Genomic DNA, 16,921 nt, shown 5'->3' with positions numbered 1-16,921 from the left:
ATGGCAACGGTTGATCTACTGAGCGAATTCCCCCCACTGCTGATGGCGCTGGCGCTGGGGGTGGTGATGTTCAACCAGGCAGGAGCCGTGCGCAACAGTATTGGCAATAAAGCGGTTAGGCTGCTGTTTCTGGGCTGGCTGCTGATACTGATCAGCTTTTTGCTCGCGCCGCTGGATGAGTTGCTGGGGCGGCGTTCCGGTCCGCTGCTGCTGTGGGTGGAGATACTGGAGTCGGCCACAATTACCGCTGGGCTCGCCCTGATAGCCTGGGCACTCTACCTCACCGGCCACGAGATTGCGGCCGCCAGACGCCAGTTCGATTCAATCCGCGAGCAAACAGAGCAGCACCAGGGGCAGGCCCAGCACAGCCACCTGAAAACCCGTGAGTTCGCCCACCTGCTCAACGGCAGCGACCTGGACAACGGCCAGCATCGCTGGGAGATACTGAAATTTCTGGCCGAAGCCCTTGATGTCAGCCGCGTCAGTTTGTGGCAATACCAGCGCAATCCCGGCCAGATGCGTTGCCTGACCCTCTACTCCAGCCGAGGCGATGAGCAACTGGAGGGTATGGTACTGCAACGCAACCAGTACCCACGCTACTTTGAAGCGCTGGAGGAGGAGTTAGTCATCGATGCCTGTGATGCCCGGAACGACCCCCGTACGCAGGAGTTCCGCGATTCCTACCTGACCCCGCTGGATATCCACGCCATGCTCGACGTAGGCATATACAACGGCAGCACCCTCAGCGGGGTGCTCTGTATCGAGCAGCAAGGCCAGTCGCGCAGGTGGGAAAGCAATGATATAACCTTCATTCATAACGCTGCCGGACTGCTCTCGGCGGCGGCAGCTTTCAGTACCAGCCGGCGCAATAAAATTGCCCTCAATGAGAATGAAAAGCGGTTTCGCGCCATTGCCGACTACACCTATGACTGGGAGAGCTGGATCGGCCCCGATGGCAATCTGATCTGGACCAACCCGGCAGCAGAGCGGCTCAGCGGTTACAGCCTGAGCGAGATCTATGCGATGCCTAACCCGCTGGCACTGCTCAGCAGCAAGCACCAGTCAACAGTTCGCCAGGCGATGAGCGCCGCTCTCGCCGGCAACAGCGGCAATGGCCTGGAGTTTGAGCTGATTCGCAAAGACGGCACCGCCCTGTGGGTGAGCATGTCATGGCAGCCGATCTTCGATGAAGAGGGCGAGAGCCTGGGAGTGCGCACCAGTATTCGCGACATTTCCGAGCAGGTTGAACAGCGCGAACAGCTGCGCCAGGCGATGGAGGAGTTACGCCGTTCGAGCGAGCAGTTGCAGCTGCAGTTCAACCACTCCCCGATGGCAATCATCTATTGGGACACGCACGGCAACTTCATCGACGTTAACCCCGCTGCCGAGCAGATGTTTGGCTACCGCCGCGACGAGCTCTCGGGTCGTACCATCGCCAACCTGATCCCGGTAACGGAGCGCGACCGGTTAGAACAGTTGATGAACGACCTCCGCAGCAACCGGCCGCGGTTGCACTGTGTGCAGGACAATATTCGCAAGGATGGTCAGCGCATTATCGTTGACTGGTACGAAATACCGATCCAGAAGATTGACGGCCAGCTCGAATCGGTGGTCAGTTTCGGCCTCGATATAACCGATCGGGTAGTGTTCGAACGCGCCTTCAACGCGATATTCGAAGGCACGACCCACGCCCTTGGTCCCGGCTTTCTGCAAAGTCTGGTGCGGGTCATGTGTCAGACCCTGCAGGTCAAGATGGGATTCATTGCCGAACTGCAAGCTGAAGAAAACCCCACCATGCGCTCGGTCGCCAGCTATCAGCGTGACGGCAGCCAGCCCGAGATGCAGTACAGCCTGGCGGGCACCCCCTGCCAGGATGTCACCGAGACAGGAATCTGTATTTTTGAGCGCGGCGTTCAGCAACGCTACCCCTCCGATCGAATGCTTCATGACTTGGGCGCCGAGAGCTACGTGGGCGTGGCCCTGCGTAATCAGGAGCAACAGGTGATCGGAGTGGTGGTGCTGATGCACGACAGGCCGCTGGAAGATGCACGTCTGGTGGAGTCTATCATGCGGGTGTTCGCCTCCCGCGCAGGCGCCGAGCTGGAACGGATCCAGGAACGCCGAAAACAGATGAAGCTGGAGAAGCAGCTACAGCACAGCCAAAGGATGGAGACGCTCGGCGTACTTGCCGGCGGCATCGCCCATGACTTCAACAATGTGCTGCAGCCTATCAGCGGCTACGCCGAGCTGTTGCTTGAAGATTTCCCCGTCGGTTGCGATGCCCACGAAGACCTGCTGCAGATCAAACAGGGCGCGGACAGGGCCAAAAGCCTGATCAAGCAGATGATGGCTTTCAGCCGCCAGGTCGATACCGAAATGGGCGTGGTCGATCCTCGAAAACTCATCGACGACACCATACGCTTTGCCCGGGGTTCTATTCCCAACTCGATCACCCTGACGGCCGAGTGTGCGCCCCAACTTCCGCTCTTGCAGGCCAACCGCACCCAGCTTGATCAGGCCCTGATGAACCTGATCACCAATGCCTACCACGCCATCGGCAGCTGCGGTGAAATCACCCTGCGGGCGGAACCGTTTGAGGTGACCGACGACTACACCCGTCACAACCCGACCCTGACCCCCGGCTCCTACGTCAAAATCAACGTCATGGATGATGGCAGTGGCATCGACAGCCAGACCATCAGTCGGATATTCGATCCCTTTTTCACCACCAAGCAACCGGGCGAGGGCACCGGCCTTGGTCTGTCGACCACGCTGGGAATCATACGCACCCACGGCGGCACCATCGACGTCTACAGCGAACCGGGTCGCGGCACCTGTTTCACCCTGCTGCTGCCGGTCATGGGATCAAACGAAACTCCGGTATCGACCTCGCAGCAAGATAGTGATGCGCTGCCCCATGCCGAGCTGCGGATTCTGGTGGTCGATGACGAACAACACAACGTCGACGTCACCAGCCGGATGCTGCATAAGTTGGGCTACGGCTGTGTCGGTTTCACCTCGGCACAGAGTGCGCTGGCCGCCTTTCTGGAAACGCCGTCACAGTATGATGCGGTTCTCACCGACCAGACCATGCCCGACATGAGCGGTACCGAACTGATTCGTCAGCTGCGGATACGGCGGCCGGACCTACCCGCCCTGGTAATGACCGGATTCAGTTCCGAGTCCGCAAAACGGGAATGGGACGAGCTACGGGTACTGGAGGTGGTCAGCAAGCCGTTCGACGTTCCAACACTGGCTCGGGTCATGCAACTGCTGGAAACCACGAGCGCGGATTAGTCGGGTGCAAAACCGCTGCGGTCGGCCTTAAGAAACTCGAGAAACTCCGCCTCCGGCAGCGGTCGGCTGAAGAAGAAACCCTGGTAGATGTCGCAGTCACGACTTCGCAGCAGTTTGAAGGCATCAACCGTCTCTACACCTTCGGCCACCACGTTAAGTCCGAAATGGCCGGCCAGCGATAAAATCGCATCAACGATTTTGGCATCGTCAGGGTCTTTATCCACCTCGAAGATAAAGGACTGGTCAATCTTAAGCTCGTCCACCGGCAGTTTCTTCAGATAGGCCAGTGACGAATAGCCGGTTCCAAAGTCATCCAGCGAGAACGCCAGGCCAGCGTTTTGCAGCTCAGACATAATGGCGATCGCCTCTTCAAGATTGCGCAACACCACGCCTTCGGTAATTTCCAGAATGATCCGCTCAGCCGGCACCTGATAGCGCGCCAACATCGCCAACATGTTGGCGGCAAACCCCGGCTGATAAAACTGGTTGGGGCTGACATTGATCGACAGCCCCCGCAAAGTGCCGTTCAGTCCCGCGTCGGTCCAGGCCTGCAACCGCTGACACACCCGCTCGAGCAACCAGTTACTGATGGGAATAATCAGCCCGGTATCTTCCGCGACCGGGATAAACTCCGCGGGCGAAATCCAGCCGTCCTCATCGTTGTACCAGCGCATCAACACCTCAGCGCTGACCACCTGGGCATCACCGTCAAGCTGTGGCTGGAAAAATGGCGCCAACTCGTCTCGTTCAATGGCTCGGCGCAGCTTGTGCTCGATATAGAGTCGGCGATCCGCCGCCTGCTGTAGCTCCGGAGCATAGAAACGCAGGCTGTTGCGCCCTTGAGACTTGGCCAAATACATGGCACTGTCGGCCCGCTTCAACAGATCATCACTGCTGCGGCCACCGTCGGGGTAGATCGCCGCACCAATGGACGCGCCGATCAGGTACTCATTATCACCCAGCTGAAACGGCTGGCTGATCACCTCCTGGACCTTTTCGGCTACGCGCTTGGCCATGTTTGCTGCCGCCTCGGCGCTCATCTCACCCGGCGGCAACACGATAACGAACTCATCACCGCCCAACCGAGCCAGAATATCTTCATCACGCAGGATCGAACGGATGCGCCCGCCGAGGTTGTGCAGCAGCTCATCCCCCTTGCTGTGGCCAAGAGAGTCATTCAGAGTTTTGAAGTTATCCAGATCAAAGAACAGCAGCGCCCCGCGCTCATCGCGTCGAATGGCGGATTTCAGCTGTTGCTCCAGCAGCTGGATCAGTAGCTGCCGGTTGGGCAGTTCCGTCAGGCTGTCATGGGTGGCCTGATGCTGCAATTCACGCTCCGCTTCCTGCTGCAAAATAGCCAGCGTCAGCACTTCACCCAAGCGGTTGAAAAAGCCGTGCGCGCTGGGCCAATCCAACGAAGAGGCCGCATACAGCACCAGCACCCCCAGTCGATGGCGTGGTGAGCTCAACGGGATCAGCAACTGCGCCTTGGCATCCCCCTCGTCCAACGTCACCTGACGTGCGTCCCCCTCCTCCAGTACCGTCTGAATCAAGCGGTTATCAGGCAGCGGATGCGGGCATTCAGTACCGCTGAGTTCCTGACAAATCGGCTCGCTGCCCTCCGGCTGACAGACCAGCATCTCATCAAGCAGGCTAAGTTCGTCGAGCTGCTCGCGCATCAACGCCGACGCCGAACGCAAGAACGAGTCGGTGTGCAGCTGTTCCAGCGACATCCGCGCCAAGCCCCCCAGCACCTGCTCTTCACGTGCGCGCCGCTGCAACATCCGCTCCTTGGCCTTGAGCTCCGACAGGTCCGTGGCGATACCAACGTAGTAACGCACCTTGCCGTCATCATCAGTCACTGCCGAAATGCTTTGCCAGACCGGCACCAGACGATTATCACGCGACCGGTTCCACAGTTCGCCTTGCCAGGCTCCGGTGGCGTGGAGACGCTGCCACATGCGTTGATAAAAGGCCTCCGACTGCAGCCCTGAATGCCACAGCCGCGGGGTCTGCCCCTGCATCTCCGCCTGCGAATAACCGGTTAGCTGTTCCATCGCCGGATTGGCGCGCATAATGCGCCCGTTGGGGTCGGTGATAAGAATCGCATCATGGGTTTCAAACGCTTTGGAGGCGATATCGAGCTGTTGATTGGCCCGCCGTAAGGCCTCGGTCCGGCGCGCAACTTCGCGCTCAAGTTCGGCCTGATGATCACGCGCCTGCCGTTGCAGCACGGCTTTCTCCAGCGCCCGCTCCACCGACAGCCGTAACATCTCCAGATCTTTGACTGGTTTGAGCAGGTAATCCCAGGCTCCCAGCTTGAGTGCCTCAATCACATCACCGACGACGCCAGTGCCGGATACCACAATGACCGGCATCTCCGGCCGGTGTTGACGAATCCATGCCAACACCTCAAGTCCGTCACAGCGGGGCATTCGCAGGTCGACCAACACCAGATCCGGGCGTTGCTGCGCGATCATCTCGATGCCACTGTGGCCCTCAGCCGCGCTGATCACCCGGTAATCGTAATCTTCCAGATAATTGCAGAAGCTGCGGCGAATCGACTCCTCATCATCAATGGTAATGATCAGTGGGCTGTCATCCTGCATCATTGGCGACTCAGCTCCCGGTTGATGGCATCCAGCAACAGGCTTAAATCCGCCAACGGTTTGTACAGCACCTGAGCCGGAGTAATCCCCAGCGCAAGTAACGAGTCCGGCAGCGAGTAGTGCACAGCGCCGGTGTGGATCAGAAAATGCCTCACCCCGCAGCGCTCGTAAAGTTGCACAATCAACTGTTCTCCATTCATGCCCGGCAGGCGCAAATCGATCAACGCCAGTTCAACCGCCGAGTCAGTTAACATCTCCAGTGCGTCTTCGCCATTTTCCGCAACCACCGGAAGGTGGTCAAAGTCCTCCAGATAGGCCGCCAGACTGGCGTTTACCGTCGCATCATCATCAACGATCAGTATCCGTGCCATGACTGCCCTCCTCTGCCGGTAACTCAACAACGAAACAGGCGCCGCTGCTGCGCGGTTCTACCCACATATTACCGCGGTGATTCTCGGTAACGATAAAGTAAGACACGGACAATCCCAAACCGGTCCCAACCCCCACCTCCTTGGTGGTATAGAAGGGCTCAAACACGCGCTTGGCCTGATCATGCTCGATGCCGGGGCCATTGTCTTCGATCTCAACCCGCACCATGGGCGCACGGTACTGAACCCGCAACGTAATCTGCGCCGGTTGACCGCGATGACCGTTACTCGCCATCGCCTGAGCGCTGTTTTTCAACAGGTTAAAAAACACCTGCTGTAGCTTGCTAGGGGCGCAACGCACCCGAGGTATCGGCTGATATTCCCGCGTGATGCTTACATCACGGAAATCGTAGTTCTTTTTGAGGTCGTAGTCGTTAAGAGTCAGCTCAACCGTCTGCTCCAACAACTCGGTAAGGTCAGTTGCGATGAAGTCAGAATCACTTTTACGCGCAAAGCTCAGCATATTCTCTACGATACGCGCGGCGCGGTGGCCGGAATCCTCAATCGCGGCCAGCATTTCGGGAATACGGCGTTCATCCAGATAACAGCGCACGGCTTCCAGCGACACCTCACAATCAGCGGCAGCCCGCTGATTGGCGGGCAGGTCCGGTTTGATCCGGTTATGAAGCACCTGCACATTCTGCAGAATACCGGCCAATGGATTGTTGATCTCGTGGGCCATGCCAGCCGCCAATCCGCCGACACTGAGCATTTTCTCGGACTGCACAACCACCTCTTCCATCCGACTCTGCTCGGTCACGTCGTCGATCCGAATCACCGCCCCACCACCGACCGACTGGTCGAGGGGATAGATGGTAATGTCATCCAGATAACGCCCGCCCAGACGTGGTTGCCGCCGAATGACATCCACCTGCTGTACCTTGATCGCATGCTCAATCCAGTCCTGCTCCAAACCGAACTGTTGCAGCACGATGGCGTAGCCGGCGCTGTCGGATATTCCTGCGCGGCGCAGCCGGTTGCGTGCCTCACGATTGAGCTGAACAATCTGGCGCGCGGCTGACAGGCCGATCAATGCTGACGGCATGGCATCGATTACGTTGCCGTAGTAACGCCGGAGCTGCTTGTTCTGGGCCTCCGCCTTAAATCGGTCGGTAAGGTCGTAGATGACTCCCACCAGTCCTGAGACCTGTTCTTCGGCATTCACGAAGGACGCTCGTTTGAGCGTAATATGACGCGGCTCCCCGGCGATACTCAGGGTCATCTCCGCGGTATCCGCGGCAGCACTGACAAACAGCCGCTGTGTTCCTTCGGTCAGCGGCGTCAGCTCGGGAAACTCGGTCACCAAATGACTCATCGGTCGGCCTAGAAGACGTCCCTGATCCAGGGTAAAGAAGCGCTCAAAGGCACTGTTGCAGCCTTGCAGCTCACCAGCACAGTTCTGGTAGTAGATTGGGCTGGGGATGGTATCCAGCAGCGTCAGCAAGAGCTCAGCCTGCTCTTGCAGGTTGCGTTCCGCCAACTTGCGCTGGGTATTGTCAATCAACATCAGATCACAGTGGCGCAGTTCACCCTGGTCATCAAAGCTACCGCGCCCCTCTTCATAGACCCAGCGCACGGAGCCGTCACGATGGAGCAGCCGGTAGTCTACCCCCCAACCTTGGCGCTGTTTGAGTCGCTCACCTATCAAAGCTTCCCGGCGGTCTCTATCTTCCGGGTGCACCAGCTGCGCCACGACCAGACCACCCGGATTGAGAAACTGTGACGCCGCGTAGCCGCTGATCTTCTCAATCGGATTACCGATAAACGATACCTGCCCATGCTGCCCCGGCAGCTGGCGGCAGATCACACAGGGAACCTGATCGACCAGATCGCGATATTTGCGTTCACTGGTTCGCAACGAATGCTGCTGCTGGCGCAGCTCCGCGGCCATCTGTTCAAAGTTATCCGCCAGCAGCTCAACCTCCTTGATATCGCTGTCTGGAAACTGCAGGTGAAACTCGCCCCGCTTGAGTTTGCTGGTCGCCTCGCTGAACTGCACGATGGGACGGGCCAGCAACACCGCCATCCAGCGACTGAGCACCAGCGCCAGCAGCGCCGCCAACAGGGTACCGAATGCCAGCACCCATAAGGTGTTGGCAATATCATGGCGAATAAGCGCCACAGGCTGAGCGGTTACCACCACCCAGCCGACATCAGCAATGGTGCGGGTACTGGCCAGATAACTGACCCCGTTGAGGCGTAACGCACCGGTCTGGTCTCGCCCGGAGATGGCCAGGCGTACCAGCGCCTGGTTACTGATATTGAGTTGCTGATTGGCGACCTCCAGATCCGGATGGGCGATAATGTGACCGCGTTTGTCCAGAATCAGCGCCAGGGTATCGCGGCTGTCAGCCAGGTTAGCCACATAGCGCGACAGGTTGGCAATGTTCAGATGCCCCACCAGCAGTTCGTTGCCGGCCATCGGGTAGGCCAGCCCCAATGAAGTGGTGCTGGAGATTAACGACAGAAAGGTATCCGACCACTGCACTTCGTCGGTAGCCTGCGCCACGCGTATAAACTGACGCCCGCCTGCGGAGATGTTTTCCAGATCTTCGCGGTAAGCCCGCCGCGATGCCGGCAAACCCACAGCTTCCACCAGCCGCTCCGCCGAGAGCAGGTAGATGACGTCAAAGACCCCGGTTCTATCGATCAGCTCGTCCATCAAGCGACGCTTCTCGTCGAGCTGGCTGTGGTCAAAGGAAGTCTGTTGCAGGTCAAGACTGGTGAGCAGCAGTAAAGGCTTTTGCAAAAACTCGCCCACTTGATCGGCGATCGCTTTGGCCAGTACCGCATTACTCTGCCGCGCACGCTGCTCCAGATCCGCACTGAGAACCGCATAGATCAACACAGCCACCGCAGCCATAGGCAAGAGCACCAACAGCAGTTGCTTGATAAATATTGACTGTGCCAGCGAGCGCCTGGATGTCATGCTTATTCGACTAACCGGAATTGGCCATTCTTGACTTCAGTGATATAGGTATCGCGCTGGGCATCACCGTAGCGATCTATCACCACCGTTCCTTGCGCTCCCTTGAATGCGCCAATGCGGACAATAGCCTCCTTCAGGCTTTCACCATCACGTTTTTCTGCCAGCGCCGTCATGATGACCTGCGCCGCGTCGTAACCGGCGATTTCTGCAAACCCCGGTGGCTGCGAGAACCGCTCTTCGTAAGCCTGCCTGAACTGCAGGTAGGACGGTGTGGAGCTGCTGCGATCAAAAAACTGCGCCATGACCACCCCCTCAACGGCAGTCCCCCCCAGCTCAAGCAACTTTTCGGTCGCCGCCCACTCGGAGGTCGCGATCGGCATCGCGGGGGCTAATTTGCGCAGTTGATGAATCAGCAGCGCGGCATCCATGGCCGCGCTGACAATCTGTACCGAATCCGGCTGGGCGTCGACCAGTTGTTGTGCCAGTTCGGAAAAGTGCACCTCTTCACCGGAGCGGAAAGTCACCTCTTTTATCACTTCACCGCCCTGCCGCTCGAAGTACTTGCGAAAGCTGGCCAACCAGCTCTCGGTATAAGAGGCATTGCGCACATCGTAAACCACTGCAATGCGCCGATGTCCCAATTGCTGGAAGCGATACTCGGCGTTGCGGCGACCGTACTCGTCGGTATCCCGGATCACCCGCAAAAAATTATCATCGATACCGGTCAACTGTGAGGTGGTTACCGTTGGGCTCACCATCACCACCCCGTGCTGGTTAATGACCGGCACCAGTTCCATTGCCATAACACTGGTCATGGGGCCGATAATTGCTTCAACCCCCGCTTCCACCAGCTCGGTAGCGCCCTGAACCGCGGTCTCGGCTCGCTGAGCATCATCGCGAACTTCCAACACCACCTTGCGCCCGTCAACACCACCGGCCGCATTACGCTGTTCAATGGCCAGCATGGCACCATTGCGCCCGGCGATACCAAGATCGGCCACCCGGCCCGACAACCCGGCAATGTAGCCGAGCTTATAGGGCTCGGCTTCGCTGCATCCTACCACCGCAACCGCGGCCAATAACGCCAGCAACCGGCGGAGATACAAGGTCACAACACGCATTCAGTCATTTCCCTAAACGGACTATTTAGTACCCCAGAAGAGTAGCAGAAACCCCATTAAAACTGTGTTAATAATTCATAGCTTTAGCCGCACCCGCCCCGCCCGAGCACCGGAACCCGCTCAAGCCAGACCCCGCTTGGTCTCTCCCCGCAACTCTCGCTGCGCATCGACAACAATGCGCGCACCGGTTCGCATCACCAGCAGCACAATCACGCTGCCGATAAGCAGGTCAGGCCAGGGCGATGCAGACCAGGAAACCATACCGCCGGCGACCATGACGCCAAGATTGACCAGAACATCGTTGGCCGAAAACAACCAACTGGCGCGCATATGCACTTCACCTCGACGATGGCGGCGCAGCAACCAAAGGCATACCAGGTTAACGGCCAACGCCAACGCTGCTATAGCGATCATCCATTCCCCGAGCGGCTCAGTGCCATAGCGCCAGCGCTGGTAGATGTGCCAGATCAGTAGCAGCGCCAGGCACAGCTGGGCAAACCCGCTGGCCAACGCGGCTCCCGCTTTACTGCGTGCCCCGCGACCCACCGCATACAGCGCCAGCGCGTAGACAGCGGCATCAGCCAGCATATCCAGCCCGTCAGCCAGCAAGCCGGCCGAATCAACCCACCAACCGCTGCCGGATTCAAACAAAAACATGGTGAAATTGAGGCCAAGCAACGTCAACAACAGGCCACGCTGTTGCGACAGCTCCTCCGCGTCGTTATGACATTCACAAGCACTCATGGCCCACCGACCAAAAACATAAGAACCTGCTTACATAATGACACAGCTTGGTCCGGAACGGGTGTCGCATCTACGCCTCAATGACAACGGCGCCAAAACCAGCGGGGAGCAACCAGCACCCACACGAGCAGCAGCGGCCACAGCCGCCCGGCGAAGAGGTCGTAGTTGGCACCCAGAGTTGACCAGCTGTGACCGGTGACATAATGAAAAAACAGGGTTTCAAACAGCAGGGTGAGCAGTAACCAGCCGCCGCCGGCGAACCAGGCCTCGGTGGTTGAGCTGATTCGCCAACGGCGCCCCAACTGCGCGATGAGCACGCCAAACAGTAGTGCTGTGAGCAGGGTCGATAGCTGCTGTGCCTGTTGCTCGCCGAGCCAACGGGCGTAGCCCAGCTCACGCAAGGTGCCACTGCTGAACGCGGCCAGCAACAGCAGCAACCAACCGAGAGCGAAGCGTTTCAGGGTCAGCCCCTGATAGCTGGCTGTTGACACCCGGGCGGTCCTCTCAGTAAACCCAGCACTCGGGCTGGTAAAGCCCGCCAATAACGACATATTCCCCTTCGCCGTTCAACTGCCCGGGAAACAACGCGTCATAACAGAACACTTTTTCGCACGGCACCCTGATTGCCAGCACCCTATCCCCGAATTCCGACGCCCGTTCGACGCTGCACGAAAATGAATTGAGGTTGTTGAGCAACAGCGCCGGCAGGGCATCACCCGCTGGTGAGCACCCGGGCAGCTGTTCCAGTTGCTCCGGACGATTAACCCCCCGGTACAGCAACAGATGGGATTGTTGCTGCTGCGACAATTGATACTGACAAAAGCTGTAAACCAGATCGAGCTGCGCCTCAAGCGAGTTGGTGTTGTACAAGCCACGGGCCCGGGCTTCTAGGTACGCCAGATAAGCCTCGCCACTAAAATCGCGAATCGGCGCCTGATGAAAGCGGGGCAACAGACCGAAGCGTGACTCAACCCAGGATTTCAGCACCGCAGCCTCGCGACTGTCGGTGTCGAAGAACCAACCACGAAGGGTTCGTCGCCAGGTGGCCTTGGGACGTCCACGCCCACCCGGCTTAAAGCCGGCGGCTGAAGGATCGTCGAGGCGGAAGTGCACATCCAGATAGTCTTCGAACTGACGGACTCGCGCGTCAGCGCTGTCCAACTCATCCAGACGCCGAAACAGATCGGCGTGCAGGTGGGCAACGCCATCGATCTGCAACGGCACCGGTTGCTGCTGAAAGGTCAGCCCCCCAAGAATAGTTGCCGGAAGGTTGCAGCGGTTTATCGGTAGGTAGGTGCCCTTGGGCAGCTGCCGCAGGGGCTGGGTTACAGGTGTCGATGCCATCATCCGTGAACGCTTGTCCGGGCTGGTTTGGAGTAAGGATGACGCGAAGTTGGGGTTGTCGCAACCGCCTACAAATTGTCGTCATTAACCCTACAGTATTCGCCGCTTTGTCGTATAGCTGTCAGCTAATCCGGACTAAGAAAGCACCCAATAAAGACACGATAAATACTTATTTTTCAAATTCTTATTAATCATTTTACGTTTTTGGCACAAGCATTGCCCTATGACTCACGAACGTTTTGAAAACCTCGTTGCATTTAAGGAGAGTAACCATGGCATTGCGTCAATGTGCAATCTACGGCAAGGGTGGTATCGGTAAATCCACCACCACTCAGAACCTGGTAGCGGCTCTGGCCGAAGCCGGTAAAAAAGTAATGATCGTTGGTTGTGACCCCAAAGCGGACTCCACCCGTCTGATCCTTCACTCCAAAGCTCAAACCACAGTCATGCACCTGGCTGCGGAAGCCGGTACGGTCGAAGATCTCGAGCTGGAAGATGTAATGTCCGTCGGTTACGGCGACGTTAAGTGCGTCGAGTCCGGTGGTCCTGAGCCGGGTGTTGGTTGCGCCGGTCGCGGTGTAATCACTGCCATCAACTTCCTCGAAGAGGAAGGCGCCTACGACGAAGATCTCGACTTCGTATTCTACGACGTACTGGGTGACGTTGTGTGTGGTGGTTTCGCCATGCCGATCCGTGAGAACAAGGCTCAAGAAATCTACATCGTATGTTCCGGTGAGATGATGGCGATGTACGCCGCCAACAACATCGCCAAGGGGATCGTGAAGTACGCCTCTTCCGGTTCTGTTCGTCTGGCTGGTCTGATCTGTAACTCACGTAACACTGACCGTGAAGATGAGCTGATCGAAGCGCTGGCTGCCAAGATCGGTACTCAGATGGTTCACTTCGTACCGCGTGACAACGTGGTTCAGCACGCTGAAATCCGTCGTATGACCGTGATCGAATTTGACCCCAAGGCCAAGCAAGCGGACGAGTACCGCGCCCTGGCTCAGAAGGTTATCGACAACAAGATGTTCGTTATTCCTGAGCCCTGCTCCATGGACGAGCTCGAAGAGCTGCTGATGGAGTTCGGCATCATGGAAGTTGAAGACGAGACCATCGTCGGCAAGACCGCCGAAGAGCTGGCCGCTGAAGCGACTGCGTAAGCAGACCCGCACTGCAACGAGATTGCCGGCGGTTAGCCGCCGGCCCTCGCAGGCAGCGCAAGCATACCGATCAACGGTTTAGATAAAGGTACTCAATCATGACGAGTTTGAATGTTGAAGAGACCAAAGCCCTCATCGAAGAGGTGCTTGAGGTCTATCCGGAGAAGGCGAAGGCAGACCGTGCCAAGCACCTGACCGTGGCTGAGCCAGGTCAGGAAACCAAGGGCTGCATCACCTCCAACCGTAAAGCCCTGCCGGGCGTGCTGACCAACCGTGGTTGCGCGTATGCAGGTTCCAAGGGTGTGGTCTGGGGTCCGATCAAGGACATGATCCACATCTCTCACGGTCCGGTTGGCTGTGGCCAGTACTCCCGCGCCGGTCGTCGTAACTACTACGTGGGCACCACCGGTGTAGACAGCTACGGCACCATGAACTTCACCTCCGATTTCCAGGAAAAAGATATCGTTTTCGGCGGTGACAAGAAGCTGGAAACCCTGATCGACGAGATCGAAACCCTGTTTCCGCTGAACAAGGGCATCTCCGTTCAGTCAGAATGTCCCATCGGTCTTATCGGTGACGACATCGAAGCGGTTTCCAAGGCCAAGGCAGCAGAAATCGGCAAGCCGGTTGTTCCGGTTCGCTGTGAAGGTTTCCGCGGCGTATCCCAATCTCTGGGTCACCACATCGCCAACGACGCGGTCCGTGACTGGGTGTTGTCTGAAGACAACAAGAAAGAGGTTGGCCCCTACGACGTCGCTCTGATCGCCGACTACAACATCGGTGGTGACGCCTGGTCTTCACGCATCCTGCTGGAAGAGATGGGCCTGAACGTTGTCACTCAGTGGTCCGGTGACGGCACCCTGAACGAAGTCAAGAACAACGTTAACGTTAAGCTGAACCTGCTGCACTGCTACCGCTCCATGAACTACCTGGCGCGTCACATGGAAGAGAAGTACGACATTCCGTGGGTAGAGTTCAACTTCTTCGGCCCGACCAAGACTGAAGAAAGCCTGCGCAAGATCGCCTCTTTCTTTGACGAAACCATCCAGGCCAATGCCGAGAAGGTTATCGCCAAGTACAAGGCACAGACCGACGCGATCATCGAGAAGTACCGTCCCCGCTTGGAAGGTAAGCGCGTGATGCTGTATGTCGGCGGCCTGCGCCCCCGTCACACCATCGGTGCCTATCAAGATCTGGGCATGGAAGTCATCGGTACCGGTTACGAGTTCGGTCACAACGATGACTACGAGCGCACCATGGAAGACCTGCAGAACTCCACCCTGCTTTACGATGACGTAACCGGCTACGAGTTCGAAGAGTTTGTTAAAGCGATGAAGCCTGATCTGATCGGCGGCGGCATCAAAGAGAAGTACATCTTCCAGAAGATGGGTATCCCCTTCCGTCAGATGCACTCCTGGGATTACTCCGGTCCTTACCACGGCTACGACGGCTTCGCCATCTTCGCCCGTGACATGGATATGACCCTGAATAATCCGTGCTGGAAAGAGATGACTGCTCCCTGGAAGAAAAGCGCCTAACCGCTCACCAGAGCTGAAAGCCGCTTAACCAAGATCAGAAGTTGTGGGCAGGTTCGCCTGTCAAAAGATTCACTTACCGCCGTTAGTTCACATTAGAGTGGCGCGGTTGGGAGGTTAAAATGAGTCAGACTGCAGATAACGTCAAACCTTGTTACCCGCTGTTCGGTCAGCCGGAGTACAAGGAATTGCTGGCCGACAAAAAGGCCACAAAAGAAGATCCGACTGATGCCGCCAAGGTGGCCGAGATCTTCGAATGGACCACTACCGAAGAGTACAAAGAGCTTAACTTCAACCGTAAGGCACTGACCGTAGATCCGGCCAAAGCCTGTCAGCCGCTGGGTGCCGTTCTCTGCGCCCTGGGTTTTGAGAAGACCCTGCCCTACGTGCACGGTTCTCAAGGTTGTGTTGCGTACTTCCGTACCTACTTCAATCGTCACTTCAAAGAGCCGATCATGACGGTTTCCGACTCCATGACTGAAGACGCAGCCGTATTCGGCGGTCAGCAGAACATGAAAGATGGTCTGGAAAACGCTGTCGCGCTGTACAAGCCTGAAATCGTTGCGGTTTCTACCACCTGTATGGCCGAGGTTATCGGTGACGATCTGAACGCCTTTATCGGCAACTCCAAGAAGGACGGCGCAATCCCTCAGGATATGCCCGCGCCTTATGCCCATACACCGAGCTTCGTGGGTAGCCACGTTAACGGCTGGGACGGCATGTTTGAGGGCTTTGCACGCTGCTTTACCCTCAATTCCATGGACGACAAGGAAGTAGGCAGTAACGGTAAGATCAACCTGGTCCCCGGTTTCGAAACCTATCTGGGCAACTACCGCGTGATGAAGCGGATGATGGCCGAGATGGGTGTAGACGCTACCCTGCTGTCTGATCCCAGCGAAGTGCTGGACACTCCCGCCGACGGTGAGTACCGCATGTACGAAGGCGGCACCACGCAGGACGAGATCAAAGATGCGCCTAACGCCATCGATACCCTGCTGCTTCAGCCCTGGGGCTTGCCCAAGACCAAGAAGTTCGTCAAGGGCACCTGGAATCAGCCCTGCACCGAGATCGCCATGCCCATGGGTCTAGCTGCCACCGATGATTTCCTGATGAAGGTCAGCGAGCTGACCGGCAAGGATATCCCGGACTCGCTGGCACTGGAGCGTGGTCGTCTGGTCGACATGATGCAGGACAGCCACACCTGGCTGCACGGCAAGAAGTTTGCTCTCTACGGCGATCCGGACTTTGTTATGGGTCTGGCCAGCTTCCTGCTGGAACTGGGCGCGGAGCCCTCCATCATCCTGTGCAACAACGCCAACAAGCGCTGGGGCAAAGCGATGCAGAAAGTTCTGGATGCCTCTCCGTTCGGTAAGGATTGCGAAATCCACATCGGTAAGGACCTGTGGCACTTGCGCTCACTGCTGTTCACCAACAAGCCTGACTTTGTTATCGGTAACAGCTACGGCAAGTTCCTGCAGCGTGACACTCTGGCCAAGGGCAAAGAGTTCGAAGTACCGTTGATCCGTCTTGGATTCCCGATCTTCGATCGTCACCACATGCACCGTCAGACCACCCTCGGGTACGAAGGCGCCATGCAGATCCTCACCACGCTGGTCAACGAAGTACTGGCCAAGCTGGATGACGAAACCATGGAGATTGCAGTCACCGACTACAACTTCGACCTGGTGCGCTAAGGCGCGTTCCCGACCCCGGCCGGCTCTGCCGGCCGGGGATTTTCCGCCCTTAACGGG

11 protein-coding genes are annotated in these 16,921 nt (G+C 57.6%); 4 read left to right on the top strand and 7 right to left on the bottom strand.

The genetic code is table 11. The features are described 5' to 3' along the window. Complete coding sequence (locus JJQ76_RS00955; RefSeq protein ID WP_210394723.1) at positions 1 to 3,297, top strand: PAS domain S-box protein; 3,297 nt, start codon at positions 1 to 3, stop codon at positions 3,295 to 3,297. Here JJQ76_RS00955 and JJQ76_RS00950 read toward each other — a convergent pair. From JJQ76_RS00950 to JJQ76_RS00920, 7 genes are all read right to left on the bottom strand, one after another. Then, positions 3,294 to 5,909: an EAL domain-containing protein gene (locus JJQ76_RS00950; protein ID WP_210394721.1), complete on the bottom strand. Its 2,616-nt coding sequence runs from the start codon at positions 5,907 to 5,909 to the stop codon at positions 3,294 to 3,296. The two genes, JJQ76_RS00955 and JJQ76_RS00950, sit on opposite strands and share 4 nt — an antisense overlap. Next, positions 5,906 to 6,277 (bottom strand): response regulator, encoded by a 372-nt coding sequence (locus tag JJQ76_RS00945; protein ID WP_210394719.1) that lies wholly within the window; start codon positions 6,275 to 6,277, stop codon positions 5,906 to 5,908. Before JJQ76_RS00945 ends, JJQ76_RS00950 begins: the two co-directional genes overlap by 4 nt. Further along, the gene (locus JJQ76_RS00940; protein ID WP_210394717.1) at positions 6,255 to 9,263 is read right to left on the bottom strand and encodes an ATP-binding protein; all 3,009 of its coding nucleotides are present in this window, start codon (positions 9,261 to 9,263) and stop codon (positions 6,255 to 6,257) included. The genes JJQ76_RS00945 and JJQ76_RS00940 overlap by 23 nt, the downstream gene beginning before the upstream one ends. A gap of 2 nt (positions 9,264 to 9,265) precedes the next feature. After that, on the bottom strand, positions 9,266 to 10,384 hold the full coding sequence (locus JJQ76_RS00935) for an ABC transporter substrate-binding protein (RefSeq protein ID WP_210394715.1): 1,119 nt from the start codon (positions 10,382 to 10,384) through the stop codon (positions 9,266 to 9,268). A 120-nt stretch (positions 10,385 to 10,504) separates the two neighbouring features. Then, complete coding sequence (locus JJQ76_RS00930) at positions 10,505 to 11,128, bottom strand: cation efflux transmembrane domain-containing protein (RefSeq protein ID WP_210394713.1); 624 nt, start codon at positions 11,126 to 11,128, stop codon at positions 10,505 to 10,507. Positions 11,129 to 11,205: 77 nt separating this feature from the next. Then, positions 11,206 to 11,619, bottom strand: coding sequence for a hypothetical protein (locus JJQ76_RS00925; protein ID WP_210394711.1), 414 nt, complete (start codon positions 11,617 to 11,619; stop codon positions 11,206 to 11,208). Positions 11,620 to 11,632: 13 nt separating this feature from the next. Then, positions 11,633 to 12,475 carry an NAD(+)--dinitrogen-reductase ADP-D-ribosyltransferase gene (locus JJQ76_RS00920; protein ID WP_210394709.1) on the bottom strand — a complete coding sequence of 281 codons (843 nt, stop codon included), beginning with the start codon at positions 12,473 to 12,475 and terminating at the stop codon, positions 11,633 to 11,635. A gap of 269 nt (positions 12,476 to 12,744) precedes the next feature. Here JJQ76_RS00920 and nifH point away from each other — a divergent pair, with 269 nt between their 5' ends. The 3 genes from nifH to nifK all read left to right on the top strand — a co-directional run bounded on the left by nifH (position 12,745) and on the right by nifK (position 16,864). Continuing rightward, positions 12,745 to 13,635 (top strand): nitrogenase iron protein, encoded by an 891-nt coding sequence (gene nifH, locus JJQ76_RS00915; protein ID WP_210394708.1) that lies wholly within the window; start codon positions 12,745 to 12,747, stop codon positions 13,633 to 13,635. A gap of 98 nt (positions 13,636 to 13,733) precedes the next feature. Further along, on the top strand, positions 13,734 to 15,173 hold the full coding sequence (gene nifD, locus JJQ76_RS00910; RefSeq protein ID WP_210394707.1) for a nitrogenase molybdenum-iron protein alpha chain: 1,440 nt from the start codon (positions 13,734 to 13,736) through the stop codon (positions 15,171 to 15,173). Positions 15,174 to 15,292: 119 nt separating this feature from the next. Then, positions 15,293 to 16,864, top strand: coding sequence for a nitrogenase molybdenum-iron protein subunit beta (nifK, locus tag JJQ76_RS00905; RefSeq protein ID WP_210394706.1), 1,572 nt, complete (start codon positions 15,293 to 15,295; stop codon positions 16,862 to 16,864). The last annotated feature ends 57 nt before the right edge of the window (positions 16,865 to 16,921 follow it).

Origin of the sequence: Motiliproteus sediminis (assembly GCF_017912535.1) — a bacterium.
GTDB classification, from domain to species: Bacteria; Pseudomonadota; Gammaproteobacteria; order Pseudomonadales; family Balneatricaceae; genus Motiliproteus; species Motiliproteus sediminis.
This window is presented reverse-complemented; position numbering and strand designations above follow the sequence as displayed.

Coding starts and splice junctions, on each gene's coding strand:
- JJQ76_RS00935 (WP_210394715.1), bottom strand. CDS start 10,384: ATGCGTGTTGTGACCTTGTATCTCCGCCGGTTGCTGGCGTTATTGGCC.
- nifD (WP_210394707.1), top strand. CDS start 13,734: ATGACGAGTTTGAATGTTGAAGAGACCAAAGCCCTCATCGAAGAGGTG.
- JJQ76_RS00920 (WP_210394709.1), bottom strand. CDS start 12,475: ATGATGGCATCGACACCTGTAACCCAGCCCCTGCGGCAGCTGCCCAAG.
- JJQ76_RS00950 (WP_210394721.1), bottom strand. CDS start 5,909: ATGATGCAGGATGACAGCCCACTGATCATTACCATTGATGATGAGGAG.
- JJQ76_RS00955 (WP_210394723.1), top strand. CDS start 1: ATGGCAACGGTTGATCTACTGAGCGAATTCCCCCCACTGCTGATGGCG.
- nifH (WP_210394708.1), top strand. CDS start 12,745: ATGGCATTGCGTCAATGTGCAATCTACGGCAAGGGTGGTATCGGTAAA.
- JJQ76_RS00945 (WP_210394719.1), bottom strand. CDS start 6,277: ATGGCACGGATACTGATCGTTGATGATGATGCGACGGTAAACGCCAGT.
- JJQ76_RS00940 (WP_210394717.1), bottom strand. CDS start 9,263: ATGACATCCAGGCGCTCGCTGGCACAGTCAATATTTATCAAGCAACTG.
- nifK (WP_210394706.1), top strand. CDS start 15,293: ATGAGTCAGACTGCAGATAACGTCAAACCTTGTTACCCGCTGTTCGGT.
- JJQ76_RS00930 (WP_210394713.1), bottom strand. CDS start 11,128: ATGAGTGCTTGTGAATGTCATAACGACGCGGAGGAGCTGTCGCAACAG.